Annotated in this window: 26 protein-coding genes and 1 pseudogene; 6 read left to right on the top strand and 21 right to left on the bottom strand. The window is 64.2% G+C overall.

Annotated elements, in window-relative coordinates; translation table 11 throughout:
- Positions 1-78: 78 nt before the first annotated feature.
- From ACSQ24_RS13855 to ACSQ24_RS13790, 14 genes are all read right to left on the bottom strand, one after another.
- Positions 79-324, bottom strand: coding sequence for a hypothetical protein (locus ACSQ24_RS13855; protein ID WP_436095235.1), 246 nt, complete (start codon positions 322-324; stop codon positions 79-81).
- 180 nt (positions 325-504) lie between these two features.
- A complete protein-coding gene (locus tag ACSQ24_RS13850) occupies positions 505-2,124 on the bottom strand; it encodes a carboxylesterase/lipase family protein (protein ID WP_436095234.1) in 1,620 nt (539 codons plus the stop codon).
- Between the two features lie 238 nt (positions 2,125-2,362).
- Positions 2,363-3,145 (bottom strand): 2-oxo-hept-4-ene-1,7-dioate hydratase, encoded by a 783-nt coding sequence (gene hpaH, locus ACSQ24_RS13845; RefSeq protein ID WP_436097889.1) that lies wholly within the window; start codon positions 3,143-3,145, stop codon positions 2,363-2,365.
- Between the two features lie 65 nt (positions 3,146-3,210).
- Positions 3,211-3,597: a RidA family protein gene (locus ACSQ24_RS13840; RefSeq protein WP_436095233.1), complete on the bottom strand. Its 387-nt coding sequence runs from the start codon at positions 3,595-3,597 to the stop codon at positions 3,211-3,213.
- Between the two features lie 46 nt (positions 3,598-3,643).
- Complete coding sequence (locus ACSQ24_RS13835) at positions 3,644-4,654, bottom strand: AraC family transcriptional regulator (protein ID WP_436095232.1); 1,011 nt, start codon at positions 4,652-4,654, stop codon at positions 3,644-3,646.
- A gap of 5 nt (positions 4,655-4,659) precedes the next feature.
- Positions 4,660-5,226 (bottom strand): 3-hydroxyanthranilate 3,4-dioxygenase, encoded by a 567-nt coding sequence (gene nbaC / locus ACSQ24_RS13830; protein WP_436095231.1) that lies wholly within the window; start codon positions 5,224-5,226, stop codon positions 4,660-4,662.
- Positions 5,227-5,262: 36 nt separating this feature from the next.
- Positions 5,263-5,796, bottom strand: coding sequence for a flavin reductase (locus ACSQ24_RS13825; protein WP_436095230.1), 534 nt, complete (start codon positions 5,794-5,796; stop codon positions 5,263-5,265).
- A gap of 4 nt (positions 5,797-5,800) precedes the next feature.
- Positions 5,801-7,366, bottom strand: a complete 1,566-nt coding sequence (locus ACSQ24_RS13820; protein WP_436095229.1) for a 4-hydroxyphenylacetate 3-hydroxylase N-terminal domain-containing protein — start codon at positions 7,364-7,366, stop codon at positions 5,801-5,803.
- A gap of 146 nt (positions 7,367-7,512) precedes the next feature.
- Positions 7,513-8,226 (bottom strand): ABC transporter ATP-binding protein, encoded by a 714-nt coding sequence (locus ACSQ24_RS13815; RefSeq protein ID WP_436095228.1) that lies wholly within the window; start codon positions 8,224-8,226, stop codon positions 7,513-7,515.
- On the bottom strand, positions 8,207-8,971 hold the full coding sequence (locus tag ACSQ24_RS13810; RefSeq protein ID WP_436095227.1) for an ABC transporter ATP-binding protein: 765 nt from the start codon (positions 8,969-8,971) through the stop codon (positions 8,207-8,209). Before ACSQ24_RS13810 ends, ACSQ24_RS13815 begins: the two co-directional genes overlap by 20 nt.
- Complete coding sequence (locus ACSQ24_RS13805; protein ID WP_436095226.1) at positions 8,968-9,966, bottom strand: branched-chain amino acid ABC transporter permease; 999 nt, start codon at positions 9,964-9,966, stop codon at positions 8,968-8,970. Before ACSQ24_RS13805 ends, ACSQ24_RS13810 begins: the two co-directional genes overlap by 4 nt.
- Positions 9,967-10,830 carry a branched-chain amino acid ABC transporter permease gene (locus tag ACSQ24_RS13800; protein ID WP_436095225.1) on the bottom strand — a complete coding sequence of 288 codons (864 nt, stop codon included), beginning with the start codon at positions 10,828-10,830 and terminating at the stop codon, positions 9,967-9,969. It abuts the gene before it with no gap.
- A gap of 74 nt (positions 10,831-10,904) precedes the next feature.
- The gene (locus ACSQ24_RS13795; RefSeq protein WP_436095224.1) at positions 10,905-12,050 is read right to left on the bottom strand and encodes an ABC transporter substrate-binding protein; all 1,146 of its coding nucleotides are present in this window, start codon (positions 12,048-12,050) and stop codon (positions 10,905-10,907) included.
- 671 nt (positions 12,051-12,721) lie between these two features.
- Positions 12,722-13,087: a helix-turn-helix transcriptional regulator gene (locus ACSQ24_RS13790; RefSeq protein WP_436095223.1), complete on the bottom strand. Its 366-nt coding sequence runs from the start codon at positions 13,085-13,087 to the stop codon at positions 12,722-12,724.
- Positions 13,088-14,122: 1,035 nt separating this feature from the next.
- Here ACSQ24_RS13790 and ACSQ24_RS13785 point away from each other — a divergent pair.
- Positions 14,123-14,302: pseudogene (locus ACSQ24_RS13785) on the top strand (PhnD/SsuA/transferrin family substrate-binding protein); the annotation flags it as partial.
- Here ACSQ24_RS13785 and ACSQ24_RS13780 read toward each other — a convergent pair.
- The gene (locus tag ACSQ24_RS13780) at positions 14,302-14,613 is read right to left on the bottom strand and encodes an oligopeptide/dipeptide ABC transporter ATP-binding protein (RefSeq protein ID WP_436097888.1); all 312 of its coding nucleotides are present in this window, start codon (positions 14,611-14,613) and stop codon (positions 14,302-14,304) included. The pseudogene ACSQ24_RS13785 and the gene ACSQ24_RS13780 sit on opposite strands and share 1 nt — an antisense overlap.
- A gap of 95 nt (positions 14,614-14,708) precedes the next feature.
- On the opposite strand from ACSQ24_RS13780, the gene ACSQ24_RS13775 reads away from it, so the two are divergent.
- On the top strand, positions 14,709-15,452 hold the full coding sequence (locus tag ACSQ24_RS13775; protein ID WP_436095222.1) for an aspartate/glutamate racemase family protein: 744 nt from the start codon (positions 14,709-14,711) through the stop codon (positions 15,450-15,452).
- A gap of 6 nt (positions 15,453-15,458) precedes the next feature.
- Here ACSQ24_RS13775 and ACSQ24_RS13770 read toward each other — a convergent pair whose 3' ends face one another.
- The 5 genes from ACSQ24_RS13770 to ACSQ24_RS13750 are packed head-to-tail and all read right to left on the bottom strand — an operon-like array spanning position 15,459 to position 20,142.
- Entirely contained in the window at positions 15,459-16,388 is a 930-nt protein-coding gene (locus ACSQ24_RS13770) for a polysaccharide deacetylase family protein (protein WP_436095221.1), read from the bottom strand.
- Entirely contained in the window at positions 16,388-17,188 is an 801-nt protein-coding gene (locus ACSQ24_RS13765; RefSeq protein WP_436095220.1) for an ABC transporter permease, read from the bottom strand. Before ACSQ24_RS13765 ends, ACSQ24_RS13770 begins: the two co-directional genes overlap by 1 nt.
- Entirely contained in the window at positions 17,185-18,018 is an 834-nt protein-coding gene (locus ACSQ24_RS13760) for an ABC transporter permease (protein ID WP_436095219.1), read from the bottom strand. Before ACSQ24_RS13760 ends, ACSQ24_RS13765 begins: the two co-directional genes overlap by 4 nt.
- Complete coding sequence (locus tag ACSQ24_RS13755) at positions 18,015-19,085, bottom strand: ABC transporter ATP-binding protein (RefSeq protein ID WP_436095218.1); 1,071 nt, start codon at positions 19,083-19,085, stop codon at positions 18,015-18,017. Before ACSQ24_RS13755 ends, ACSQ24_RS13760 begins: the two co-directional genes overlap by 4 nt.
- 4 nt (positions 19,086-19,089) lie before the next feature.
- Complete coding sequence (locus tag ACSQ24_RS13750; RefSeq protein ID WP_436095217.1) at positions 19,090-20,142, bottom strand: ABC transporter substrate-binding protein; 1,053 nt, start codon at positions 20,140-20,142, stop codon at positions 19,090-19,092.
- 301 nt (positions 20,143-20,443) lie between these two features.
- On the opposite strand from ACSQ24_RS13750, the gene ACSQ24_RS13745 reads away from it, so the two are divergent.
- The 3 genes from ACSQ24_RS13745 (at position 20,444) to ACSQ24_RS13735 (ending at position 23,846) form a co-directional block, all read left to right on the top strand.
- The gene (locus tag ACSQ24_RS13745) at positions 20,444-21,157 is read left to right on the top strand and encodes a GntR family transcriptional regulator (RefSeq protein WP_436095216.1); all 714 of its coding nucleotides are present in this window, start codon (positions 20,444-20,446) and stop codon (positions 21,155-21,157) included.
- Positions 21,158-21,300: 143 nt separating this feature from the next.
- Positions 21,301-22,758 (top strand): dihydropyrimidinase, encoded by a 1,458-nt coding sequence (gene hydA / locus ACSQ24_RS13740; protein WP_436095215.1) that lies wholly within the window; start codon positions 21,301-21,303, stop codon positions 22,756-22,758.
- A gap of 314 nt (positions 22,759-23,072) precedes the next feature.
- Positions 23,073-23,846, top strand: a complete 774-nt coding sequence (locus tag ACSQ24_RS13735; RefSeq protein ID WP_436095214.1) for a LytR/AlgR family response regulator transcription factor — start codon at positions 23,073-23,075, stop codon at positions 23,844-23,846.
- Between the two features lie 511 nt (positions 23,847-24,357).
- Here ACSQ24_RS13735 and ACSQ24_RS13730 read toward each other — a convergent pair.
- Positions 24,358-25,242, bottom strand: coding sequence for a LysR family transcriptional regulator (locus tag ACSQ24_RS13730; protein WP_436095213.1), 885 nt, complete (start codon positions 25,240-25,242; stop codon positions 24,358-24,360).
- 144 nt (positions 25,243-25,386) lie between these two features.
- Between ACSQ24_RS13730 and ACSQ24_RS13725 the strand changes: the two genes are divergently transcribed.
- A complete protein-coding gene (locus ACSQ24_RS13725; RefSeq protein ID WP_436095212.1) occupies positions 25,387-26,946 on the top strand; it encodes an ABC transporter substrate-binding protein in 1,560 nt (519 codons plus the stop codon).
- Positions 26,947-26,956 lie beyond the last annotated feature (10 nt).

Below are 26,956 nucleotides of genomic sequence, written 5' to 3'. Positions count from 1 at the left end.
CGACAACATTGTCGATCCAAATGGCCTTTCACCATGACCGTCATCGATATCCGGTTCCGGGCAATCACTCACGGTCTGCTACATGGCGCACAGCAGCGCCATCGAGCGTGCGCCCGGTCGATCTACCGCTTCACACCCTACCCCGGATTCCGCAGATAGCTCCGGATCGCGTCGGGCATGACGTAGTCGATCTCGCGGCGGACTCCCCAGAACTCCGAGCGCGGCCTGTCCTGCGAAGGCCTTGGGCGTCTTGGGCGCCTTGGCCTCGCGCAGCATGCGGCACATCTTGGCGGCGATGTCGCCCTGCGGCGTCGTCTTCGTCATCGACCATGACAAATCTCGTCGCCGAACACGCAAATGCCGTCGGCGGAGGGCGCGGCGGCTTGGCGTTCGGTCACAATTCGTGAGCGTTCCCGATGTCTAGCGGATCAGCGTCATTGGCTCGACGGCGTTGTCAGGCACATCCGCCTTGCGGCGCGGGTCAGCCATCGGCGCAAGGGCGCTTCAGATCTTCCAAGCCGCGGTGCGCCCGGGCTGGACCGCGTCGGCAAGCTGGTAGCCGCTCTCGTGGCCGAGGATGTTGACGCCTTTGCCGTCCGGCGAGACCGGACGCCACGCTCCCGAGATGTCGGAAGAGGGCACGCCGGTGTGAGCGAAGCGGGCCCAGCTCGCCAGCATCAGCTCGGACAGCTTGGCCTCGGCCTGCCCGGCTCCCACCTTGGCGCTGAAGAACGGGTGGCGATAGGTGCCGAAGACGAACGGGATCTCGGCTGTGTGCGGCACGCCGCGCGCCGGCGGCGCGAGGGGATGATCGAATTCATAGAGATAGGCGGCGTGCCCGGCCCGCGCATGGCGCCTGGCGGCCTCGAGTGCGCGCAGGCGAAAGACGATGTCGCCATAGGCGGCGATCCAGAGGCTTTTCGGAGCATCGCCCTCGGCCGGCGCGGCGGTGGAACGATAGGCCTCGACGATCTCAGCCACCGGCAGATGTGCGGCCTCCGGGCGATAAATCGCGATCAGGTCGCGGATCATCGCCTGCAACTCGGCCTCCGTCTGCGGCGACTTCGGTCCGCCCACAGCCTTGCCGTCGGGATTGACCAAGTCGTACCAGAACACGCCTTCGTCGCGCGTGGTGCCGATCAGCGCGGGGACAGCCGGCAATTGCCCGTCACGTGGCCAGGCCGTCAGCACCTTGCCATCGAGCACAGGCAGGATCGGCGGGCGTCCGAGCGAGCGCACCATGGCGGGGTCGCGCCCCAGCTGAAGCTCGGCGTCGTGAAGTTGCCGGGCGGGAAGTTCACGTAGGCCGGCGATGCTGGTGCCGAGCCGCTTTGCCAGCGCCTCCGCATAGGCAGCGGCGGTGTCGAGTTCAGGAAAGCCCGGGGCGCCGTGCAGCGAGCCGCTCTGAAGGATGACCTTGTCGAACAGCCCGGCATTGGCGGGGTTCTGCGCGATCGTCGCGACGCTCTGCCCGCCGGCCGACTGGCCGAAGAGCGTCACCCGCGCCGGATCGCCGCCGAAGGCGGCGATGTTGTCCTTCACCCAGCGCAGCGCCGCGATCTGATCCTGATGCCCCCAATTCGCAAGGGTGCCCGAGCGCTCGTCCGTGAGCGCGGGATGCGCCAGCCAGCCCAGCGCGCCGAGCCGATAATTCACCGTCACCACGACGACGTCGCCGCGCACAGCCAGCGCTGCGCCGTTCGTGCCGGCGACGAGGCCGTGGCCGGTGCGCCAGGCGCCGCCATGGAGCCAGACCATCACCGGCCGCTTGCCCTGGGCGGAGGGCGTCCAGACGTTGAGGAAGAGGCAGTCTTCCGATTGCGGATCGGCGCCGTCGTAGAGCCAGGCGGCCGCGCCCGCCAGGGTCTGGATCGAGGCTGCGCCCGGCTTGCTCGCGTCGCGCATGCCGGCCCAGGGCGCGGCCGGCTGCGGCGCGCGATAGCGTAGCGGCCCGACGGGGGCGGCGGCGTAGGGAATGCCGAAGAAAGCGGCGGCGCCGTCTTGCACGAAGCCCTGCAATTTGCCGCTCGCGGTCTCGACCACCGGCACATTCTGCGCCAGCGCGGCAGCGGCGAGCGTGCTCGACAAGCCTACCAGAACAGTCCTTCGATCGATCGGAAACATCGCCAGATCCCCTGAGCTTCTTAGTTTGTGGCTATGGAGGATAACGGGGTCAGGAAGCCCGCCTAGCTCACGCTGTAGCTGATACCCCGGAAACGATAGCCATTTTGTCAAACGGCGCTCAACGTTGCCCCCACCGGCATCCAAACAAACGCACGCCGAAACACAGTCAGGCAGTCGCTCAGGATCGGTGTGCCGGTATGGATTCGGTCATATCACCGGCGATGATCAGGGCAGCTCCTCAGACGAACGAGACGCCGATCGCGCCGAGTGGTCCGTAGTCAGCATGGATCACGTCTCCGGCCGCGACGTCGACCGGCCGTGTGAACGAGCCTGCAAGGACAATCTGACCTTTCTCGAGCTTCGCCCCGACCACCGCGAGCTTGTTGACCAGCCAAGCGATGCCGGCTGCAGGGTGACCCATGATCGCGGCCGAGACTCCAGATTCCTCGATGATGCCGTTTTTGGCCAGCGTCGCTCCTACCCAACGCACATCGATATCGAAGGGGCGAATCATTCGCCCGCCCACGACGACGCCGCCAGACGCCGCATTGTCGGCGATCGTGTCGGTGATGGCGCGAGGAACCTCCGTCCGGTAATCGATAATTTCGAGCGCTGGCACGACGTACTCGGTGGCGCGCATCACGTCGTAAATCTGGGTTCCGGGCCCCTCCAGATCCGACCCCATGACGAAGGCGAGCTCAACTTCCAGGCGCGGCTTCAGGAAGTTCGCAGCCGGAATCTGGGCGCCGTCGCGATACATCATCGAGTCGAGCAGATGACCGTAGTCCGGCTCGGTGATCTTGGAGGCCATCTGCATTGCCCGCGAGGTCAGACCGATCTTGTGACCGATCTGGCGGGCGCCTTTGGCAAGATGCATCTCGGCCCAGAGCCGCTGGATGACATAGGCATCCTGCAACTCGATCGCCGGATAGCTCTTGCTGAGCTGAGGGATGATCTTTTTGTCCTGTTCGGCCCGGTAAAGATCGGCAGCACCCTGGCGGCGTTCTTCGTCTGTCAGCATTGGTTGGCTCTGTCGCTGGGCGTTATTAAGGGTCGATACGGGCGGTGATGGCTGCAAAGGGCGAGTCAAGCTTCCGCGACGCAGTCGATCTCGAGCAGGAAGTCCTTGCGCGGCAACCGCGCTTCGACAGTCGTGCGAGCCGGCCAGCCGGACTGGTCGGGGCCGAAGAACTCCTTGTAGATCTCGTTCATCTCATCGAAATCGGCACGCCGGTCGAGGTAGATATTGACCTTGGCGATCTTGTCGACCGAGCTGCCGGCATATTCGAGCGTTGCCTTGATATGCTGCAGTGCGAACCGCATCTGCTGGGCAAAATCGCCCTGGGGGATTTTGACGTTCTCGTCGTAGCCGGGGAAACCGGAGACGAAGATCAGATTGCCGACCTTGACCGCGTTGGAGTGCGGCGACTTGGACCGCGGCAGGGCGGGATTGTTGATGATGGTGCGAGCCATTTCGGTTTCCTGTCGCTGAGATGAGGGAGCCATTCGACGCCTGCCGTCAGAGTGTCGAGCCAGGCTCCAGTTCGATGAAGCGTTGCCGAAAGATTTCTGGCGTTACGCCGCGGTGATGCTTGAAGAAGCGGACGAAATGCGACGGGTGGGAGTAGCCCAGTCCGTAAGCGATCTCCTTGATCGAGCGCTTGGTGTAGAGCAAAAGCCTCGTCGCCTGGCCGAGCAGCGCGGTCTGAACAATGTCCTTGGCCGAGCGGCCGAGCGCGCGCTTGCAGGCGGTGTTGAGCGCATAGGGCGTCGTCGACAGCCGGGCCGCGAACGACTCCACCGTGTGGGGCGTATCGGGCGGCCTGCCCGATCTTCCCGTGAGTTCAAGTTCGGTTTCCAGGCATTCCCGGAAGCGGTTGAAAAGGTCGGCGGTGCCGGCCGTAGAGCGTGTCGCGTGATTGTCGATCGGTTTCGCCGACGCGATCGCCGCATTGAGTTCGAGGAGACATGCGCCGAAGAGATAGCGAACTGTCTCGCGGCTGCGCCCGTGGTCGGCCGCGAATGTCTCGGCGATCAGAGAGATGAGCTTGCGCAGGTGTTCGGCAGTCGCGTCGTCTCGCAACTCGGTCAGGCGCAGTGCGGTCAGCCGCGCCAATGCCGATCTGACCGGGCTGTTGTCCAGAGCCAGGCCGGCCACGAAATCCGATGACACGCTGATGACATAGCCAACGCTGCCGGGTTCGTAGGTGAACTGGTGAACGACATTGGCCGGCGTGAAAACGCAGCATGGCCCTGCCGCGGTCGCCGCGTATCCGTCATGCTCGAAAGCGCAGCTGCCGGCGAATGCGATCGAGAGCTGGTGAAAATCCGGATGCCGGTGCAGGCCGATCCGCCAGTTGTTGGGGATATTACGGGTGGCGAAAGGCTCGATGTGAAAAAAACCGAAGCTCTCGGCTGTCCAGTTCTCTCCGTAGAGATAATAGGCCGGGACATTGAGCGCGCGCCGAGCGGCGCCGGAGGCAGCCGGAACATTCCTCGAACCCGGAGATTTCGGTGTCCCATCGGCCATGATTGTCAGGCCTTGTCCGCCGCAACGATCCCTGCCGGCAGACCCTCTCCGACACGCCACACGGTCGGGATCGTTCGGCCGGGATCCTGAGCCCAGGCTTTCCACGCCGCCTGAACCTTGGTGAGATCGGTTTCGATGTTGGTGATCAGGAACTCGCCCCTGAATTCGAGGTTTCCAGCCTCGTCATACCATTCCAGCGCATCGACTTCTCCAGGCTGGCGATAGCGCTCGATCACGAGGCCGATGCAGCCCTCCGGACGCTGCGGCGAATGCCTGACATGGGACGGCAACAGGTACATCTCGCCCTCTCGCACCACAACCTCGGAGCGCTTGCGCGTGACCGGGTCGATCAGTTTCAGCGTCACGTCGCCACGCAGCTGGATGAAGAGTTCCTCGCCGGGATCGTCATGATAGTCCGGGCGGTAGTTCGGCCCGCCGACCATCATGACGAGCAGGTTCTGCCAGCTCTTCTTCCAGAATTGAAGATTGCCGATCGGCGGCTTCAGATTGTGACCGTTCTCCTTGATCCATTCGTCGAGATTGATCGGCAGGTCGTCTGCATTGTTCGACACGATGGTCTCCTCGCTTATCCGTTGAAGATGCCGGCCTTAGCCTCCGGCCGCGCCGGCCGTCGAAAGGGGCAGCCCGATCCCGATCGGCCCGAGGCCGTGATAGCCGCGATTGAAGTACATCAGGGGCGCCTGCTCAGGTCTGGCTTCCGCCGAATAGACGCGCGCGAACATGATGTTGTGCGTGCCGAACTCCTTGATCTCGGCGATACTGCAATCGAGCGTCGCAACGGCGTTGTCGAAGACTGGCGCGCCGGTCTTCCGCGTCGACCAGCTCACCCTTCTGAAACGCGCCTCCATATCGTCGCCGGCCTGACCAGCGAAGGAGGCGGAGAGTTCGCCCTGATCGGCGTTCAGAAGATTCACGCACAGCACCAGATTGGTCTTGAAGGCCTGATTGGTGCGGCTGTCTTTGTGAACGCAGACGAGCACGGTCGCCGGCTCATCCGTGACCGAGCAAACGGCGGTACAGGTAAATCCGCACCGGCCGCCCGGCCCGTCCGTCGTGATGACGGATACTGCCGCGCCGAAGCGGGACATGGCGGTGCGAAAGGTATTGCGATCGACGTGCATGACATCAACCGTTCAGCCTGCCGAGAATGCTGACGTCCTCATTGCTGTGATAGCCCGGAGCGACCCAGCCGTTCTCGTCGTAATCGTTCATGCAGGCGGTTGCCAACGCCTCCATTTCGGCAAGTGCGCCGGAGCCTCGCGCCTGCATCAGGGCCTGCATCCGGATCGCTTCGTGGTTGCCGGCATAATTGCGCTCGTAGAGTTCGTGGCGCGAGCCGAACTCGGAGCCGACCGCATCCCAGAGCGCCTTCATGATCTTGATGCGCTCCTTGTAGTCGATGCCGTTGGAGCCGCGCGAATAGCGGGCCAGATAGGCATCGACTTCGGGGTTCTTGAAGTCGCGCGGGCTCGACGGCAGGTAGATCAGGCCCGATGCGACGATCTGTTGGATGATCGATCGGATCGCCGGATAGGCTTCGGTCGCAAAGATGCGATAGGCCGAACCCGCCTTGACGTTGGGCAGGTACGCGTCGCCGTGCCACTTGTCAGGCACCGCCGACATCGCGTCGGTGAGCGACCAGAACAGATTGCGCCAGCCAATGATCTCGCCGAGTTGGACCTGGACGCCGCGGAACTCGTCTGTCCCGCAAGCGCGCAATGCCTTCTGCAGCAGCCCGATGATGAAGTCGAGTTTCACCGACAAACGGGTGCAGCTTTGGAAGGTAAAACCGTTCAGGAAGCCCGATTGCGGGTAGAACTTCCGCAGCATATTGATGTCGCGATGCACGAACACGTTCTCCCAAGGGATGAACGCGTTGTCGAAGATGAAAATCGCATCGTTCTCGTCGAAACGGCTGGTCAGCGGATAGTCGAAGGGCGAGCCAGTCGCCGCCGCCGCCAACTCATAGGAGGGTCGGCAGATCAGCTTGATGCCGGGCGTGTCCATCCGGGCCATGAACATCACCGCGAGACTGTCGTCGGTGATCTCTGCCGCCATATTCTGGCCGAGGAAATTATACTGCGTCAGCGCCGAGGAGGTCGCGACCACCTTGGCGCCGGAAACGTAGATGCCGGCATCGGTCTCCTTCTCGATGCGCACATAGACGTCTTTCACGTCGTCCGCCGCCTTGTTGCGGTCGATCGGCGGGTTGACCAACGTGTGGTTGATGAACGGAACCGCCTCCTGGGCGCGCGCATACCAGCCGCGCGCATTATCGGCGAACTTGCCGTAGAAATCGGCATTCGCGCCCAGCGTGTTGGTGAAGCTCGCCTTGTAGTCGGGGCTGCGACCCATCCAGCCATAGGTCTGTCGGGACCAGGCTGCGATCGCATCGCGCTGCGCGATCAGATCCTCGCTCGAACGGGCGTAGCGGAAGAAGCGATGCGTGTATCCGCCGGAGCCGGTGTCGGTTTGCGTGGTGAGCACAGGCTTCGTCTTCGGGTCGTGCAGCGCATCGTAGAGCTTCGCGATCGAAACGGCCGAATTGCGGAATGCCGGGTGCTTTGTCACATCCTTGACGCGCTCGCCATAAATGTAGATTTCGCGGCCGTCGCGGAGCGATTCCAGATATTCGGCACCCGTGAACGGCCGCTTCTTGTCGGCACGGATGTCTTCAGGATTATCGGCCATGCGTTTCTCTCCCAAACATCTGCAGCATGGTGAAGCCGCTGCCCATTCGTCCGATCATCTCGAATGTTCGCCATGTCCGCGACCGGTTCGGATGGCCAATCCTTGAGATGCGATAGCCATGAATTGAACGTCGGAGCCCGGCAGCCTCAGTGCCCTCCGACGCCGAGGAATTGTTCGATGACGCCGGGCTCCGTGCCGAGATCGGCCCGCGTACCGGTCCAGGCGATCTGGCCACGCTCCATGATCAGCACATGCGTCGCGAAATCGAGGGCGCTCTGAATTCGCTGCTCGACCAGCAGGATCGTCATCTCGCCGCTCGCGGCGAGCGTCGACAAACCGGACATCAACTCCTCGCAGATCACCGGTGCCAGCCCCTCGAGAGGTTCGTCGAGCAGCAGGACGGTGGGGCGGCCGAGGATCGTTCGGGCTGTCGACAGCATCTGCTGCTCTCCGCCGGAAAGCTGATTGCCGAAGTTCCGCCGCCGCTCCTTCAGGCGCGGAAACATCGCGTATGCTTCCTCGATTGCCGGACGAGCTCGGTCCTTCAGCCCGACGAAAAGATTCTCCTCGACCGTCAGCGAAGGGAATACGCAGCGCGCCTGCGGTACGTAGCCCAGGCCGGCACGGGCGCGGCGATACGGCTCCATGCGAGCCAGATCGAGATTGCCGATGCGAATGCGCCCCGCGAGCAACCTGGTGTGGCCGGCCAGCGTCGCCAGCAGGGTCGTCTTGCCGACGCCGTTGCGGCCGAGGATGGCCAATCGCGCTCCGGCAGGCACCGTAAAGGTCACGCCTTCGAGGATCCGGGTCGGGCCGTAGCCGGCGGCGACGCCCTCGACGTCAAGCGGCGCTGCGGTCATCGGCGTAACTTCCCAGATAGGCTTCGCGCACACGCTGATGTCCCGTCACCTCCGACGGAGAACCGTCAAAGATGACGGCGCCGGCTGCCAGAACCACCACGCGCGTTGCGAAGCGGAAGACGAGATCCATGTCGTGGTCGATCATCAGAACGGCGAGTTCCGGCGACAGAGAGGTGAGCGCCGCGTCGATGAGTGGCGTGTCGCTCTGCGGGACTCCGGCCGCCGGTTCGTCGAGCAGAAGAACTTTCGGCTTCAACGCCAGTGCCAACGCGATTTCGAGCAGGCGCTGCAGCCCATAGGCGATCTCGGCTATTTTGCGATCGGCGACCGATCCCAGCGCGAACAGGCCAAGCAGTTCGTCGATCTCGGCCGAGACCTGCGCATTAGCCCGATAATCGCCAAACATCCGTCCCGCGATCCCCCGGCGTTGCATAACGGCAAGTCCGAGATGCTCGCGCGGCGTCATGCTGGGGAACAGCCGGGTTACCTGGAACGAGCGCACGAGCCCCAGTCGAACCCGCCTGGTCGGTTCGAATGTGGTGGCATCGACACCCCCGAGCAGCACACGGCCGCCATCCGGGCGAAGATGTCCGGTGACGAGATTAACGAAGGTGGTCTTGCCCGCACCGTTGGGCCCGATCAGAGCCACGCGTTCACCGGCGGCGATGGTGATCGACACATCCTGCGTGACGGCCAGGCCACCGAAGCTCTTCCGTAGCTTCTCGACATGCAGCAGCGCCGTCATTGACCGCCTGTCCTGATCCGGGCGACGAGTGCGGCTGCCCCGCCATAGAGTCCCTTCGGCGCGAACAGGACGACCACGACCAGCAACGCGCCGACGATGGTCAGCCAGTGGAACGGATTTGCCGCGGAGACGAGGTCCTCGAAGAGCACGAAGCTCACCGCGCCGATGAGCGCGCCGTACAACGTGCCCGTACTCCCGACGACCAGCATCACGAGAGACTGCGCCGAAAGCTGGAAGCTCAGGCTGTCGAGGCCGACGACCTGAGTTGAGATGGCCGTCATTGCACCGCCGACGCCGGCCACGGCGCCGGAAATCACATAGGCTTTGAGAAGCGTACCCCGGACGGATGCTCCCATCGCCCGCACGCGGACAGGGTCTTCCTTGGCGCCGCGGCACAACATTCCGAAGGGCGAGCGTGTCACTATCCGCAGGAGAAGGAAGATAATCGCCAGCAGAGCCACGGCCAGGCCATAGGCGGTGCGCCCCCAGAGATCGAATGCGAACAGCCCGAAGATCGGCGCCGGCTCGATTCCGGCCAGACCATCGCTTCCGCCCGTGTAGGCAGAAGCCTTGTTGGCGATCTGCTGAAGCATTTGCGCGATCGCAATTGACAGCACGAGTTGCGTCAGACCATGGCCGCGCAGGATCACCGCGCCCGATAGCGCGGCCATGATGGCGCCGCCGATCGCGCCGAGGCCGATCATCAACAGCGGATCGTGGATACCCCAGCGAACCGCGGCGATGCCGGCCAGATAGGCACCGGCGCCGAAGAGGGCGGACTGGCCCAGGGTCGCGACACCGCAATAGCCGGTGATCAAGTCGAGCGACAATACCAGCAGGGCAATTCCGATGATGCGCGTGAGCAACGAGAGGTTGTTCGGAAACAGAAGGTAGCCGACAGCCGCGAGAGCCAGGATGAGGCCGATCCCGGCGAAATCCCGCAAGAGCCAGTTTTTTCGTGCTGCGGGCGCTGCCCCGATGGAAATATCCGACATTTATGCAGCCCTGCCGAATAGACCGTTCGGATACAGCGAAACGACGACGACGACGGCGAGATAGGAGAAGAACTCGCCATATTCCGGCACGAGGAAACGCCCGGTGGTGTCGATCGCCCCGAGGAGCAGACAGGCGAGCAAGGCGCCCTGGATCGAGCCCGCGCCGCCGATCGACACGACGACCAGGAATGTCACCATGTAGCGGAGCGCGTAATAGGGCTCGATCGGCAGCATTTGTGCCCCGACGATGCCGCCAAGGGCTGCCAGCCCGACCGCGACGGCGAAGCTGGCGGCATAGACCAGCTTCGCATTCACGCCGAGCGACCCCGCCATGGCGGCGTCGTCGACCGTTGCCCGGATCCGAATGCCGAAAGCGGTCCTTTCGAGCAGGTACCACAGCGCGATCGCCACGCCGCCGCCGACCGCGATGGCGAAGAGCTTGTGGGCCGCGATCGAACGGAAGCCGAGATCGACCGGACCCCGGAGGAATTCGGGCAGCGGGATGACCTTCAGCGTCGGACCCAGAAGGTAGTTGGCAATGCCGATGATGCAAAAGGTGATGCCGATCGTCATCAGCACCTGCGTGAGTTCAGGTGCGCCGTAAATGCGCCTGTAGAGGAGGCGCTCGATCGGAATGGCCGCGATGACCGTGATGCCGACCGCGATCAGGATGGCGCTCGCATAGCCGAAGCCCAGCTCTTGCGTGGCATGGGATGCGATATAGCCGCCGACCATCGCGAAGGCGCCATGCGCCAGATTGACGACCCGCATCAATCCCATGGTGATCGACAGGCCGATCGAGATGACAAACAGCACCATGCCATAGGCAAGCGCATCGATTGCGACACTGAAGAAGGTCTGCACCGCTCCACTCTCCGCCTTTCCCCGCGCTGGCCGGACAGCCCGGCCCGAGCGCGTCCTGGTGATCTAGGCGGCGATCACTTGGCGGCGGCCAGGCCGGGGTCGCCCTGCTTCTCGAAGGTCGCGATCTCCTTGTTGATGTAGCGTCCGTCCGGCGTCTTGCTGACTTCGCGCAGATAGATGTTCTGCGTGATGTGCCGCGTTGCAGGATCGATCGAAACCGGGCCGCGCGGGCTTTGCCAGATCAGGCCCTTGATCGCTTCGACGGCCTTTGCCGCATCCTGCTTGCCGCCGGTGGCTTCGATCATCTTGTAGATGACGTGCATACCATCGAAGGCGCCGACCGCCGGAAACGACAACTCCTGGGCATTGCCGATGGCCTTGCTCGCCGCTTCGACGAACACCCTGTTCTCGGGCGAGTCATGCGACACCGAGTAGTGGAACGTCGTCTGAATGCCGAGCGCGGCATCACCCAGCGCGGGCAAATCCGATTCCTGGGTCAAATCGCCCGGCGAAAGGAACCTGATGCCGGCCTTGGCAAGATCATTCTCGTTATAAGCTTTGACGAAGCCGAGAGTTGTCGGCCCGGACGGAAGAAAGGCGAAGATGGCGTCAGCGCCCGTGCCGCGGACCCGCTGCATGATCGGGCTGTAGTCCGTGGTCGAGAGCGGCATGCGGATCGAATCGATCACCTGTCCCCCGAGCCCTATGAAAGCCGTCTTGAAAGCGGTTTCGGCATCGACGCCAGGACCGTAATCGCTGACGATCGTCACGACTTTGCCGATACCCTTGTCCCTGGCGACCTTCGCCATGGGCGTCGAGGTCTGCCACATGGTGAAGGAGGTCCGCACCACGAGCGGGCTTCGGGTTACGATCATCGAGGTGCCGGCATTCATGACGAGCATGGGGACGTTGGCCTGCTCGAGGATCGGCACAACCGCCAGCGCGTCAGGCGTGAAATAGAAGCCCGCGAGATACTGGACGCCTTCCTTGACCACGAGTTCCTGGGCACGGGCCTTGGCCTGCGCCGGATCGGCCTGCGGCAGATCGCGATAGATAATCTCGATCTCTTCGGCGCCGACCTTGCTGCCGTTCAACGCCATGTAGGCATCGATGCCGGCTTTGAAATTCTTGCCCTGGCTGGCGAACGGCCCGGAGAATGGCCCGATGACACCGATCTTGACTTTGGCCTCGACGGAACTCGCCAAGGCAAGGAAAGCCATGGCAACAACAGATGATCGCCGGATCATTCGAAATCCCCCGTGTTAGCCATCTTGCGAAAGCTGCTTAGTTTGTGGCTATGGAGGATAACGGGGTCAGGAAGTCCGCCTAGCTCACGCTGTAGCTGATACCAGGGAAACGATAGCCATTTTCTGGGACCGGCGTTGATGGCAGGCCGCAAATGCCCGCTGTCTGCAGGTTCGACGGATGTATTCCGCCGGACTCGTCTTCCGGCGGAGATGATGCCGCCTGACGCCGAATGGCTGTCGTTTGCGTCCCGCGGAACGCCTCATATTGCTCGCGTTCGCGCTCATGCACTCACGCGCCCGATCTCGATCACGCACTGAGGGCCAATGGGGCCGGCAGCAGTAACCCTGTAATCGGCCAAGGCGGTCATCTGAGCGAGTTCACACCAGCGAGGCGGGGCAGGGGGCTTCTTTGCCCGCAGCATGGCCCCGCAAGCTGCTGAGATGCATCGGCGTTCTACCACCCGTCGGACAGCGGTCGGGCAGGTAGGCGCAAATTCACAAGTCCCTCACTTCAGAGGGAATTTTGATCGAGGCGTGATCTATCGTGACCCAGAATGCCGTGGGGTACGAGCGGGATGAGTCTCCTCGGGAGGGAATGGGAATCTATCGCGCCATGAATGGCGCGATAGCTTTCGTCGCAACGCCTAGTCAACCACAGCCTTCACCGGGCGCGTCTTGCGTTGGCGGACGTTCGGGCCAGGCGCGATCTTCGTGCCCCCTGCCAGATATGCCTGTCGGCGCTGTTCGAGCCACACCTCGACCTCTTCCAGACCCCACACCACGCAGCGGGGCGTAAGATTGAAGCGGCGCGGGAACCCGCCTCGTTTTTCCATCTCATAGATCGTGCTGTCGGCGAGCGAGACGATCAGCCTGAGTTCATGCCGCCTGATGGTTCGCGGCAGACCGGTCAATACCGTTGCGGGGCCGGAGTAGCCCACGGGATCGCTGTCCTCGTCCTCTTGGAGTGGCATCATCAGGATGCGTACCCGCCTTGGTTTCTTCGTAGTCATCGTCTGTCCCCGGTTCTAGTGGGAAGGAGGACGGATACCGGGCTTGCGTTGGCGGGCTCGCAAAGAAGCCTTCGCGGGGGCAGGGCATCGTTCCCAAGGGCAGGGCGGGATGATACAAAGTCTCGGACGATAGGCTTGAGAATCCGAGCTTTCATATCGAAATCAGCCCCGCCGGCGATCCGACCCAGATCCTGGATGAGTGCGTGATGTGCGCTGGGTGACGGTACTTTTCGAGGTTGGTCACGTTAGTTGCAGAGCCGCCGTGAGGGGCATAAATCGTCCGATCGATCCCGATAGTTGGTGAAACGTCAGAAATTTTTTGCGGGAATTTTCCCTTTAATATCAATACCGTAGTTTTTTAGCGGCCCGAGTGTCGGATTTCCAGGCTGAAAACAAGAAAAAACCCTGCTAGATCAATCATCTAGCCGGGTGAAAAACAATAGAGTGGGAGTGACGGATACAAACGGCGGCAATAGCGTAGGTTCGGCGGCGATTTGCGTTGCCGCGTGCAGTTACCGCTTTAATCCGTTTCTCGCTTTTCACTGAGATGCTTGCGGTCTCCATTTTTGAATTCGTAGATTTGATCTGCGTAAACTTCTAGCATGATGTAAAGCTGCTTCGACGACCCAGGGTACTTTGGCGCAGAACAGCGTGCAGATCGGCTGGTCGGCTAAGCCGAGTTGACGTGCGGCGACTGCGCCGCGGTGAAGCGTGCTGTGGGGCCGGCTGTGCATAGCACAGCGCATGCCGGCGCGCGGGGAGAACCCTTCGGAAAGCTGCGATGGTGTCGTGCTCCCCCTGGCCTGGCACAAGGATCGATCTCGTGGCCGAGGTTTGACTGAGCCCTCTTCGGAAGTCAGATTGAAATCAAAATAAGATCAACCTGGGAGGGATGCGGTTGTAGTCGGTGCAAGCCGACTCACAGGTTCAGTTCATCAGCGCTGGAACCCCTCGCGCCGCGCCTTGCTCGCGGGCGCCGGGGCTTCTGTTGCTTTGCCGAGGATCGGGCTCGCCGGATAGCCCTTCCACTTCGGATTGACGCCCGTCTTCCTGACCTCGGACCTGCAACTGCTCGAAGCGCTGCAGCATTATCTGACCGACGCCATGGGCGTCGAGGTCCAGCTCGTTCTCAAGCGGACCTATCAGGAGATCACCTCGCAACTGCTCTCCGGACTGCTCGATGCAGCCTGGATCTGTGGGTTTCCCTTCGTGGCCTATCGCCGCGAGCTGGCCGGCTGCAGCGCCGGCTCCACCCGGACGCAGCGCACGATCCGACCTTCGCCCAGCATGACGGCCGGCGGCAAGCTCGTCCGGCAAGCGTCGCCCGCATGCTTGCAGCGCGGCACGAAGGAGCAAGAGGATGGCGGCTCGTTCAGCGCCCGCGGCGCGCCGGGGATGGCCTCGAGCCCCTCGCCCTTCTTCGCGCCGTGCAGGTTCGCCGCGAGCAGCCCCCTGGTATAGGGGTGCTGTGGATTGCTGATCAGCTCGCGCACCGTGCCGGTCTCGACGATCTGGCCAGCATACATCACCGCCAGCCGGTCCGAGACCTCGACGGCGACGCCGATGTCAAGGCCTGACGGCGGCCATTGCCAAGCGCCCTCGGGCATCGCAGGGATAGGCCATGCGCATCCTGCTCCTGAACCCCAACACCACCGAGGCGATCACCCAGCGCCTGCTCGCTGCCGCCCAAGCTGTGGCCGCACCGGGCACCGAGATCGTGCCGCTGACGGCGCCGCGCGGCGTGCCCTATATCGCGACGCGCGCCGAGGCGCAGATCGGTGGCGCGGTCGCGCTCGAAATGCTGGCGGGGCATCACGACAAGGTTGATGCCGCCGTGATCGCGGCCTTCGGCGATCCCGGGCTGATGGGCGCGCGCGAGCTCTTCGACATTCCCGTCATCGGCATGGCCGAGGCGGCGATGCTGACCGCCTGCATGCTCGGTCGCCGCTTCGCCATCGTTACCTTCGCCCGCGCGCTCGGCCCCTGGTACGCGGAATGCGTCGAGATGCATGGGCTGGCCGGCCGCTGCTCCGGCATCCGCATGCTCGACGAGGGCTTCTCGGACATTGCCGACGTGCAGGAGGAGAAGGAGGCGGTCATCGTTCAGCTTGCACAGCGCGCGGTCGTCGAGGATGAGGCCGATGTCGTCATCCTCGCCGGCGCGCCGCTCGCCGGCCTGGCAGCGAAGGTGGCGGATCGCATCCCGGTTCCGGTCGTCGACCAGATGGGCGCAGCGCTGAAGCAGGCCGAGGCGCTGGTCGCGCTCAAGCCGCGCAAGGCGAGTGCCGGCACCTTCCGGCGGCCTGATCCAAAGCCGACGCTAGGACTGGCGCCGGCGCTGGCGGCGCGGATCGAGCATCGCTGACCTTGATCAGCGCAGCGCCTCGATCAGGTCGCTGCGACCTATCCGGTTGAGCCAATGCAGCGCGATCTCGTCGCGCCTTGCGAACCAGACGCCCGGCTTCGAGGCTACATGCGCCAGGAAGCGCTCCAGCCCGCCGATCCGCCCGGGCCGGCCAATGATGCGCAAATGTAAGCCCACCGACAGCATGCGTGGCGCGCTCGAGCCCTCTTCATAGAGCCGGTCGAAGGCGTCGATGCAGTAGCGGGCGAAATCGTCCGCGAAGACGAAGCCGCCGCCGCGCTGGAAGCGCATGTCGTTGGTGTCGAAGGCATAGGGTAGCACTAGATGGTCGCGACTGCCGACATCGACCAGATAGGGCAGGTCGTCGTTGTAGGCGTTGGAATCGTAGAGGAAGCCGCCATGCTCCTTGAGCAGCCGGCGCGTGTTCGGCGAGGTCGCCGAGCGCGTGTGCCAGCCGCGCGGCGGCGTGCCGGCAGCTTTGGTGATCGCCTTCACCGTCAGCGCTATCGCCTCGCGCTCGGTCGCCTCGTCCATATGGGCGTGCCGCTCCCAGCGCCAGCCATGAGCGGCGACCTCGTGACCGTCGGCGACGGCCTCCTGCGCCAGCCAGGGCGAGATCGCCAGCGCGCGGCCATTGGCGTTCAGCGTGGCGCGGACGCCGTAGCGTTTGAGCATCTCGCGGATGCGGGGCCAGCCGGCGCGGGGGCCGTATTCGAAATGCGATTCCATGCAGAGATCGCGCACGCCGACGATCTCCTCCTGGACCTCGTAGACGCTCTCGTTGCGCTCGTCGCCCTGGCCAAGCGTCAGCTCGGCGCCCTCCTCGACATTGACGACGACGGAGACGGCGAGGCGCGCGTCGTTCGGCCAGCGGATCGCCGGCGGATGATTGCCATAGCCGCGGAAATCGCGGTCGGTCTTTGTGCCGGGGAACATCAGAGGTCGGCCATGCGGCGCAGGCCGACGAGCCGGTCGCCCACGACGAGCACGGCGACGGCGAGCAGGATCAGCAGGGTCGAGATCGCCGCGATGGTCGGATCGGGGCTTTCCTCGACATATTGCAGCATCTGAATCGGCAAGGTCTTGGTCCAGGCGTCGGTGAAGAAGATCGAGATCGGATAATTATCCATCGAGGCAAGGAATGCGAACATCCCCGAGGTCAGGAAGGCCGGTGCCAGCGAAGGCACCAGCACCTTGAGCACGGCCTTGGGATAGGACAGGCCGAGCGTGCGCGCCGCGTCGACCAGCGTGAAGTCGAACAGCGAGAGCGCGGCATACACCGTGCGGATGACATAGGGCAGGGTGATCACGACATGGGCGAGGATCAGGCTAGCCCAGACATCGCGCAGGCCGGCGGCGCGAAACGTCTCCAGCATGGCGATGCCGATGACGAGGCCGGGCAGCATCAGCGGCGAGACCAGGAAGGTCACGACCGCGTCGCGGCCCCGAAAGCTGCTGCGCAGCAGGCCGATGGCGCAAAGCGTGCCGAGCGCCAGCGCGATCGCGGTCGAGAGCGCCGCGAGTTGCACCGAGGCGGCGACCACCGGCCAGAGTTCGCGCGAGCGGCCGAGCGCCTGATACCAGCGCAGCGACCAGCTCGGTGCCGGCAAGGTGAAGACCGCGCTCGACCCGAAGGAGACCGCGACCGTCACCACGAGCGGCGTCAGTAGGAAGACGACCGTTGCGATCGCGAGCAGCCAGACGGTGAAGGAGGCGATGCGCTCCGTGACGGTCATGACGCGCCTCCCAGCCGCTTCGACAGGCTGGCGCTCGCCACCACGACGGCGACGGTGAGCACGAGCAGCACGACCGCCGTGGTCGAGCCGAGCTGTTCGTTGCGCATGAACAGGAAGGAGCGCCCGGTCAGGGTCGCCAGCGTCTGGAAGCGGTCGCCGATCAAGAGGCTCGGGATGACGTACATCGAAGCCGCCATCGAGAAGACGAAGGCGATGCCGGTGACGATGCCGGGCAGCGACAAGGGCAGCGCCACCTTGAAGAAGCGGTAGAGCGGCGAGGCGCCGAGCGTCGCCGCCGCCTCACCGAGCCGCGGGTCGATCAGCTTCAGCACCGAGTAGATCGGCAGGATCATGAAGGGCACGAAGACGTTGGCCGCTCCGATGACGAGCCCGGCCTCGGTGAAGAGCAGGCGCTGCGGCTCGTCCCAGAGCCCGATCCCGGTCATGAACTGCGAGACGATGCCATCCCGCCGCAGCACGATCTGCCAGGCGAAGGCCTTGACCACGACGCCGACCGAGAGCGGCAGGATGATCGCGACCAGGATCAGCGCCTGCATCGCGCCGCGCGCCCGGGCAAGCGCCAACGCGGTCGGATAGCCGATCACGAGGCAAAGCAGCGTTACCAGCACGGCGATGCGGATGGTGTTGCCGATGACGATCCAGCTGAAGCCATCCGAGAAGAAGCTGGCGAACGGCACGAGCGAGGGCATGCCGCCGACGAGCAGGCTGCGTCCCAACAGGACCAAGAGCGGGATGCCATAGACCACGGCCAGATAGGCCACGGCCGGAAGCGCGAGCAGCAGAACGGGATCGAAGCGCCGGGCCTTCATGGCGCAGCGCTCGTAGCCGGATAGACCAGCGTGTCCTCGACATCCCATGAGAGCTTGAGCCGCGTGCCGGGGCCGGCATCGGCCGGCAGCACCGGCGTCTCGACCAGGATCTGCGCGCCTTCGGGCGCGTGGAAATGCAGCTGAACGCGCGCGCCCTGGAAGGCTGCGTCAGTGAGTGGCGCCTCGATCCGGTTCGCCTTCTCATGGCCGATGGCGATGCGCTCAGGCCTGACGCCGAGGAGGACTGGACTACCGGGCAGGAAATTCGCCCTGGCGCGCAGCAGGCCGACCGCGGTCTCGACCGTGACCATGCCGTCCGCGGCCTCCGTGACATTGCCCGGCAGTCGCGTCGACAGGCCGACGAAGCCGAGCGCGAAGGGCGTCGCCGGCTGGTGGTAGATCTCGGCCGGCGTGCCGAGCTGTTCGATCCGCCCGGAATACATCACCGCGATCCGGTCGGACATGGTCAGTGCCTCGTCCTGGTCATGGGTGACGAAGATCGCGGTGGTGCCGACATCGCGAAGGATGCGCTTCAGGTCGATCTGCATCGCCTCGCGCAGCTTGCGGTCGAGCGCCGAGAAGGGCTCGTCGAGCAGCAGCAGCTTGGGGCCGACCGCGAGCGCGCGCGCCACCGCGACGCGCTGCTGCTGGCCGCCGGAGAGCGCCTTGATCGAGCGGCCGGCGAAGGCGCTCATCTGCACGAGACCGAGATATTTGGCCACGGCAGGCGCGATCTCGTCGCGCGCCACGCCGCGCGCCTTCAGCCCGAAGGCGACGTTCTCGGCCACGCTGAGATGCGGGAAGAGCGCATAGTTCTGGAAGACGACGCTGACATCGCGCTTGTGCGGCGGGCGCCGCGTGATGTCCTCGCCGTCGAGCGCGACCTTGCCCTGATCGGGCGCCATCAGGCCGGCGACGATGCGCAGCAAGGTGGTCTTGCCGCAGCCGGACGGGCCGAGGAGCGAGACGAACTCGCCCCGGCCCATCGACAGATCGACGCCGTCGAGTACGGTGGCGGCGCCGAAGGTCTTGGCCGCTCCCGCGACGGAAAGGAAAGCGGAAGCCATCCGCTCAGATCGCCATCTCGCGGTCCCAGCGCTTGATCCAGCCCTCGCGCTCGGCCGCGACATTGGCCCAGTCGATCTGGTGGATCTTGACGTCGGCGGCGAGTCCGGCCGGGCGCGGCACCGCCTTGTTGGTCGCCAGCGAGAAGGTCGGCTCGGCGAGCTTGCTCTGGAAATCGGCGCCGAGCATCTCGTTGACATAGGCGAAGGCCAGCTCGGATTGCGGCGCGCCCTTGATCACCGCGATGCCCGACGGCATGGCGAAGACGCCTTCCTTCGGCGCGACGAGGTCGATCGGCGCGCCGGCCGCCTTGCGCTCCAGCGCGTAGGAGGACATGCCGCAGGCGATCATGTAGGCCTCGCCCTGCTCGAGCAGGTTATAGGCCTGCGGCTGCTGGGTGTAGATCGTCAGCAGGTTGGATTTCAGCGTCGCGAGCTTCTTGAAGCCGGCATCGGTGTCTTTCTGTGCGGCGTCCATGGCGGCGCCGCTGGCGAGGTGTCCGGCCATGAAGATGTTCGGCAGGCCTTCGGTGTTCTGCAGCGAGGGGATGATGACGCGGCCCTTGTATTTCGGGTCGAACAGCTCGGTCCACGAGGTCGGGGTCGTCTTCATCACGCTCTTGTTGTAGGCGATGCCGAGCCAGGGCTGCAGGTAGTTCGCCCACATCGCGTCCATATGGGTCGAGCCCGGCACGAGATTGGCGAGGTTCGGCGCCTTGGCCGGGGTCAGCGGATCGAGCAGCCCTTCCTTGACGGCCAGGATCATCACCGGATCATCCATCTGGACGACCGACATGTACTGGCTGCCCTTGTTCTTCTGCATCTTCTCCAGGTTCACCAGCGAGCGCGTGCCCTCGAAGATGACCTTGCAATTGTACTTCTTCTCGAAGGCCGGGATGACGATCGACTCGACCCAGGGCTTGTGACCGGCGGCGCCGCCGACGACGAGCTCCTTGGTCTGCGCCCGCAGGACGGACGGCATGGCGATCAGCGCCGTCGCACCGGCGCCGGCCTTCAGCAGCATGCGGCGGCTCAGCCTGCCCTTGAAAAGCATATCCATGATCCGGCCTCGCAAGTTCGCCGCGCTCCCAGGCGGCGCGGATGTCTGAGGTGGTCAGCAATGGCTGTGCCAACTGTCACGAGGCAGGAAAATTCCATGAAAGTATTGCAACGCCAATGCTATAGGCGATTTCTCTCGCGATGGCGTGCAGATTCTGGGATGTGATGGAGGGAAGAATCTGGCGCTAGTTTTGTGCACAATTGCTAACAGAATGTGCAACACACTTGGTTGGTTTGGCGCTAGACTTGCAAGGGTTCGGTGCTGCCTTCACGCGGCGCAAAGCCGCGCTAAAGATGTCTCCATGGAAGAAGCCGAGATTCACGCCATCCTCTCCCGTCTCCTGCTGGCCGGTAAGCTGCCGGGGAGCATGAAGCTCGGCGAGCACAAACTCGCTGAGCTGTTCGGCGTCAGCCGCGAGCGCGTCCGCAAGGTGCTGCACCGGCTCGGCCATGAGCGGCTGCTGAAGATCGTCAAGAACCGCGGCGCCTTCACTATCGAGCCCGATCAGCGCGAGGCGCACCTGATCTACGAGGCAAGGCGCATCCTCGAGAGCGGCATCGCCGCCCATCTCGCCGACAATCTGACCGACGCGCAGGTCGAGCGCCTGCGCGACCATGTCGACCGCGAGGCCGACGCCCTACGTAAGGGCGACCGCGCCACCTGGATCAGGCTTTCGGCCGAGTTTCATTTCGTCCTCGCCGAGATGACCGAGAACCCGATCATCCAGCGCCAGGCCAAGGAACTGGTCGGCCGCACGATGATGCTGGTCACCTTCTATGAGACCAGCGCCGGCTCGACCTGCGGCTGCGAGGAGCACCGCGCCATCTTCCGCGCGCTGGCAGGGCGCGAGCGCGGCAAGGCGGTGAAGGCGATGAGCAGCCATCTCTCGCTGGTCGAGACGCGGCTCAAGCCGCTGGTCTGCGTCGAGGAGGGGCCGTCGCTGGAGAGCGTGCTCACGCAGGAGATCGCGACCTACCGCGCTTGGCGCGGAGAACTTGAGCCGGCTACAATCTAGCCGCTGTCCGAGCCGGGCATTCCGCCGAGTGATGCGCGATGGCCGGATCGGAATGCGGTGAGGCAGCCATTCCACCCGCCGCGTGGCCGCCTGTTTCGCGGCCCCACGTCTCGCAAACCCATCCAGAGCCGATTGAGAGCATCATGCCCAGCTTCGACCTGATCATCCGCAACGGCACGATCGCCACCGCGAGCGACGGCTACAAGGCCGATATCGGCATCCGCGACGGCCGCATCGTCGCGATTGGCGAGGCGTTGGCTGGTGCGGAGGAGGAAGTCGACGCCAGCGGCAAGCTCATCCTGCCCGGCGGCATCGACAGCCATGTCCACATCTCGCAGTCCTCGGGGCCGGGCATAGTCATGGCCGATGATTTCGAGAGCGCGACGCGGTCCGCGGCCTTCGGCGGCAATAGCACGGTCATGCCCTATTGCCTGCAGCAGAAGGGCCAGTCGCTGCGCGCCGTGCTGAAAGACTACCACGCGCTGGCGCAGGGCAATTGCCATATCGACCATTCCTTCCACCTGATCGTCTCCGATCCGACGGAAAGCGTGCTCGGCCAGGAGCTGCCGGCGCTGTTCGCCGACGGCTACACCTCTTTCAAGGTCTTCATGACCTATGAGGGCATGGCGCTCGACGATTACGAGATGCTGAGCGTGCTCGAGGTCGCGCGCGAGGCGGGGGCGCTCGTGCAGGTCCACGCCGAGAACTACGACGCGATCCGCTTCCTGACCGAGCGTCTGGAGCGTGCCGGCAAGACCGCTCCGCATTTCCACAGCCGCTCGCGGCCGATCCCGGTCGAGCGCGAGGCGACGCACCGCGCCATCTCGCTGGCCGAGCTGGTCGACGTGCCGATCATGATCGTCCATGTCTCCAATCGCGAGGCGATGGAGGAGATCAGGCGGGCGCAGGCGCGCGGCCTCAAGGTGATGGGCGAGACCTGCCCGCAATATCTGGTGCTGACCGAAGCCGACATGGACCGGACGGGCATGGAAGGCGCCAAATATGTCTGCTCACCGCCGCCGCGCGACCTCGCCAGCCAGCAGGCCTGCTGGGAGGGGCTGCAGCAGGGCATCTTCTCTGTCTTCTCCTCCGACCATTGCCCGTTCCGCTACGAGGACGAAGCCGGCAAGCTGGCGCCGAAAGGCCGCTCCTCCTTCCGCTGGGTCCCGAACGGCATTCCCGGCATCGAGACGCGCCTGCCGATCCTGTTCTCGGAAGGCGTCGGCAAGGGCCGCATCAGCCTCCAGCAATTCGTCGCGCTGAGCGCGACCAACCACGCCAGGATCTACGGGCTGACCAACAAGGGCTCGATCGCGATCGGCTACGACGCCGACCTCGCCATCTGGGATCCGAACCTGACCAGGCCGATTCGCCAGGCCGAACTGCATCACGGTTCGGACTACACCCCCTATGAGGGTGTCGAGATCACCGGCTGGCCGGTGTCGCTGCTGGTGCGCGGGCGGTTCGTCGTGCGCGACGGTGCCCTCACCGGAGCGAAGGGCGAGGGGCGCTACCTGCCGCGCGAGAAGCCTTTCACCTCCGAAGGGCTGGGCGATCAAGGACAAGAAGCGCGCCAAATCCGCCGAGCGCCAAGCCTATGAGGAGGCAGGCGTCCGAGGCGAAATCGGCATGAAGCCCATCGGCCGCTTCACCGATGAAAAATGGTTGGAAGACGATGGGGTGGCCGTGCCCTGCGAGGTGCGCGTCTTCCCTTTGAAGGTCAATCGCCAATTGAAGACCTGGCCCGAGCATCAGGAGCGTGAGCTCCGTTGGCTCGATCGCGATGAAGCGATCTTGTTGGTCGATGAACCAAGTCTGAAGGACGTAATAGCCGGATTCCGGCCACGGGTCCCGAATACGGTGGAGAGGTTCATGCCGCCGGCAAGGACGTGCTGCTGGTCGAGCGCTTCGCGTGATGCTGATAGACGACGAGCCGCCGGCCCGGCGCGGCCTGCGGCGGCTGCTGCGGGCGCATGCGGATATCGAGGTGGTGGCCGAGGCCGGCACGGTGTTCGAGGCGCAGGCGCTGGCAGCCGCGCTGCGCCCTGACGCGATCTTCCTCGATGTCGAGCTGACCGACGGCCGTGGATTCGACCTGGTCGCACAGTTGCTGCCGATGCCGGCGATCGTGTTCGTCACCGCGCATGATCTCTACGCGGCGAAGGCGTTCGACGTCTCGGCCGTCGACTTCCTCCTGAAGCCGGTCGATTCCGGGCGGTTGGCCGTGACGGTCGAGCGGTTGCGCCGGCACCGGCAGGACACAGCACGCGCCGTGGCACCCGGTCGGGAACGACAGGACGATGTCGAGCTGGATGTCGATCCCAAGCACGGCGGTCCGCAGCAGCGCATCCATCTGCGCATCGATGGCAAGTCGGTGATTGCGCCGCTCGGCACGGTCTCCATGCTGGCCGCGGAGGCGGATTTCACCCGCGTCTTCCTGAAGGACGCACGGGACTATCTGGTCTGCCGTCTGCTGCGACATTTCGAGGCTCAGCTGCCCAGCCCGCCCTTCATCCGCATCAGCCGCTCGCTGATCGTCAACCTGGATCAGCTGGAGCGGGTGGAGTGGCAGGAAGCCGGGCGCTGCAGCCTGTCGCTCGGCGGCGATATAGGGCCGGTCACCATCGGCCGGATAGCGGCCCGGCGGCTACGGCAATGCATCGATAGTGGTCGTATGATCAACGCTTAGGTGTTTGGGCCTGATCCGAGCCTCCCTGGCCTCCTCGGGATTTGGCTTGGGAGACGGACGATGCGCTCGCTGCTGTGTAAATCGGCGCGGGACGCCAGCGTCGATCGGCATCGCAGGGCACTGAGTTTGTTGCCAGGGGCCGCATTTCGCTTGGGTTCGCATGCTGGCGTCTCGCGCAATAGATTGCACTCCCTCCGAGAGATATTTCCCGACACAGCCGTGTTGCGACGGTGGCAAGAAACCGCCCGGTTTGCTCGCTCGAAGCTCACCTCATGTGAGCTACCCGCAATGAAGCGAACTCCACTTTCGCTACACCATCATCGTGCATGGAAGAGATAAATCTACCGGAAGGCGGAGCTTGACCGCGTCTGCAGCCGGTCGGATTCGCCCGCGTTCGGATTGTCTCGCGAGACTGCCCGAGAGCGGACGTTCCACGAGTCCCCTCGGGGTTCATCCCGCTATTTGTGGCTCGGAAAAAGCGGACATCGCTCTGCGGGTGCACACGAGCCCATCAATTTATCGCAATCTCGCGTGCGAGATTGGCAAGATAGCCGCATTCGTCTGCGGATTCGTTGTTCCACCACATCGCACAGAGATTATGCGCGGGTATCGGAGGGTCGGCTTCCAGTACCCTCAGTGCCAGCTTCTCGCCGGAAAGGTGGATCATCTCGCGCGGGATCATCGCCGCGCCGGTGCCGGCGCTGGCGAGGCGGGCGATCACGGTCAGCGGGTTGCAAGTATTGAGCCGGCGCGGTCTCAGCCCGCGCGCCCCGAACCACATCTGGATGGTGGTGAACAGGCCGGACGGCGGGCCGTTTGTGAAGATCGGCAGGTCGACCAGGTTGTCCGGCGTCGCCACGTTGCCGGCGAAGGGCAGGCTTTCGCCGATCACCCAGACGAGGTCGATCAGCCAGAGCGGGACGATGGTGACCCCATCATGCGCACGCGGCTGCGACAGGAAGGCGATGTCGATCGAGCGGTCGAGCAGGAGTTGTTCGAGCTTCGTGCTGAAATCGACGGTGACATCGACCTGTAGCTCGGCATGGCGCTGCGCCAGTGCCGCCAGCAAAGGGGGCAGGATGGCGGCGGCGAAGGAATCGGCAGCGCCGATGCGCAGCAGGGCGCGGCCGCGCAGTCCATCCTTGCTATGGCGCTGCACCTGCTCGGCATGTGCCAGCATCCGTTCGACATCCGCATAGATCGCATGGCCCAGCGTCGTCGGCGCCGGACGATAGAGCGAGCGGTCGAAGAGCTCGCCGTCGAGGATCCGTTCGAGCTCCTTGATGCGCAGGCTGATCGTCGGCTGCGACAGGTTGAGATGGAGGGCGGCAGCGCGGAAGCCGCCCAGCCGCGCGACCCAGTAGAACGCCTCCGCCTGACCAAAGGTATAGCGCATCGCTCAAGATGATAGCGAAAGACAATCAAGCGGCAATGACTTCTTATTTTTATTCGCCGTCTCAGCGATCTAGCTTTCATCCGTTCGGCGCGGTGTCGGCCGCCGGCGCCGCCAAGGCATTGCCATAAAACAAGGGGGACTCCGATGCTGACCGTGCCGACAAATCGCCGTGCGCTTCTCGCAGCCGCAGCAGGCGGCGCCCTTGGCGGCCTCTTGCCCGCGAGCCTGCTCCACGCCCAACCGACCAGTGGCAAGACCCTGACCATCGTCCTGCCGAGCAATCCGATCACCATAGATCCGATAAACCAGCTCAATCACGATGCCATGGTTCTCGGCCAGACCGTGTTCGAGAACCTGGTCGAATACGATGTCGACGGCCTGCTGAAGCCGCAGCTCGCCAGGGCCCTGCCGGTGATCTCGGCCGACAAGAAGACCTACACCTTCGAGCTGCGCGACGACGTCAGCTTCCACAACGGCAAGAAGATGACGGCGGAGGATGTGAAATACTCCTTCGACTACCTGCTCGATCCGGCCAACAAGGCGGCGCGCCGCTCGCTCTTCACCCGCATCACCAAGGTCACGGTGCTGGGTCCGCTCAAGGTTCAGTTCGAGCTCTCCGAGCCTTACGGCCCCTGGCTCTACTTCCTGACCAAATACATGGGCATCTACCCGGCCGGCTCGCGCAAGGAGCATGGCGACGGCTATTTCAAGTCGCGTCCCGCCGGGGTCGGTACCGGCTTCGGCGTCTTCGAGGAGTGGAAGCCGAACGACTACATCAGCTTCAGGAAGAACCCGAGCTATTGGCGTAAGGGGCTGCCGCATTGGGACCGGCTCGTCGTCAAGATGATCCCGGAGGACGCCACCCGCGTCGCCTATCTGCTGACCGGCCAGGTCGACCTGATCAGCGCCCCGCCGCCGCGCGAGTTCAACCGGCTGAAAACCATGCCGGGCATCACCGGCGCCTCGCGTCCGACGCTGGGCGGCGCGCTGCTGATGTACACCAACAACCTGAAAGCCCCCTTCGACGATGTGAACTTCCGCAAGGCGGTCTCGGCCGCGATCGATCGCAAGACGATCGGCGAGAAGGTCTATTACGGGCTGCTCGAGCCCTCGGCCGTGCCGGCGCCTTCGCGCGGCTGGTGGTTCAACGCCGAGGCGGACAAGGAGCTCGGCTTCGATCTCGACAAGGCCAAGGCGCTGCTGGCCAAATCGAAATACGCTGCCGGCGCCGAGTTCGACCTCAGCATCCAGGCCGAGCCCTATCTGCTCGACACCAAGGACGCGGCGATCTTCGTGCAGGCGCAGCTCGCCAAGATCGGCATCAAGGTCAACCTCAAGGTCTACGAGTTCTCGGTTCTGATCCAGCAGGCGATCCGCGGCGAGCACCAGGCGGCGCTGCAGGTCTTCATGTCGCCGGGCGAGCCGAGCTACATCATGCAGGTCTGCCTGACGCCGGAACAGGTGCTGTCCAAGAGCACGGGCTACAACAATCCCGAGTTCAACCAGACTCTTGCCGCGGCCTTCGCCGAGACCGAGGAAGCCAGGCTCAAGGACGCCTATGGCAAGCTGCAGGCGCTCGCTGCCCGCGACGCGCCGCTCGGCGTGCTCGGCTATGTCCATGCCTCCAATCTCTGGCGGCAGGCGCTGCAGGATGTGAAGGTCAACCAGGGCCTGACCATCGCGCCCGGCGAGATCAAGGTCTGAGCGAGCCTGC

Source organism: Allobosea sp. LjRoot237, from assembly GCF_964253285.1.
In the GTDB taxonomy this organism is placed as follows: Bacteria; Pseudomonadota; Alphaproteobacteria; order Rhizobiales; family Beijerinckiaceae; genus Allobosea.
Note: the sequence above shows the minus strand (reverse complement) of the source record. Positions and strands in the feature narration are given on the sequence as shown.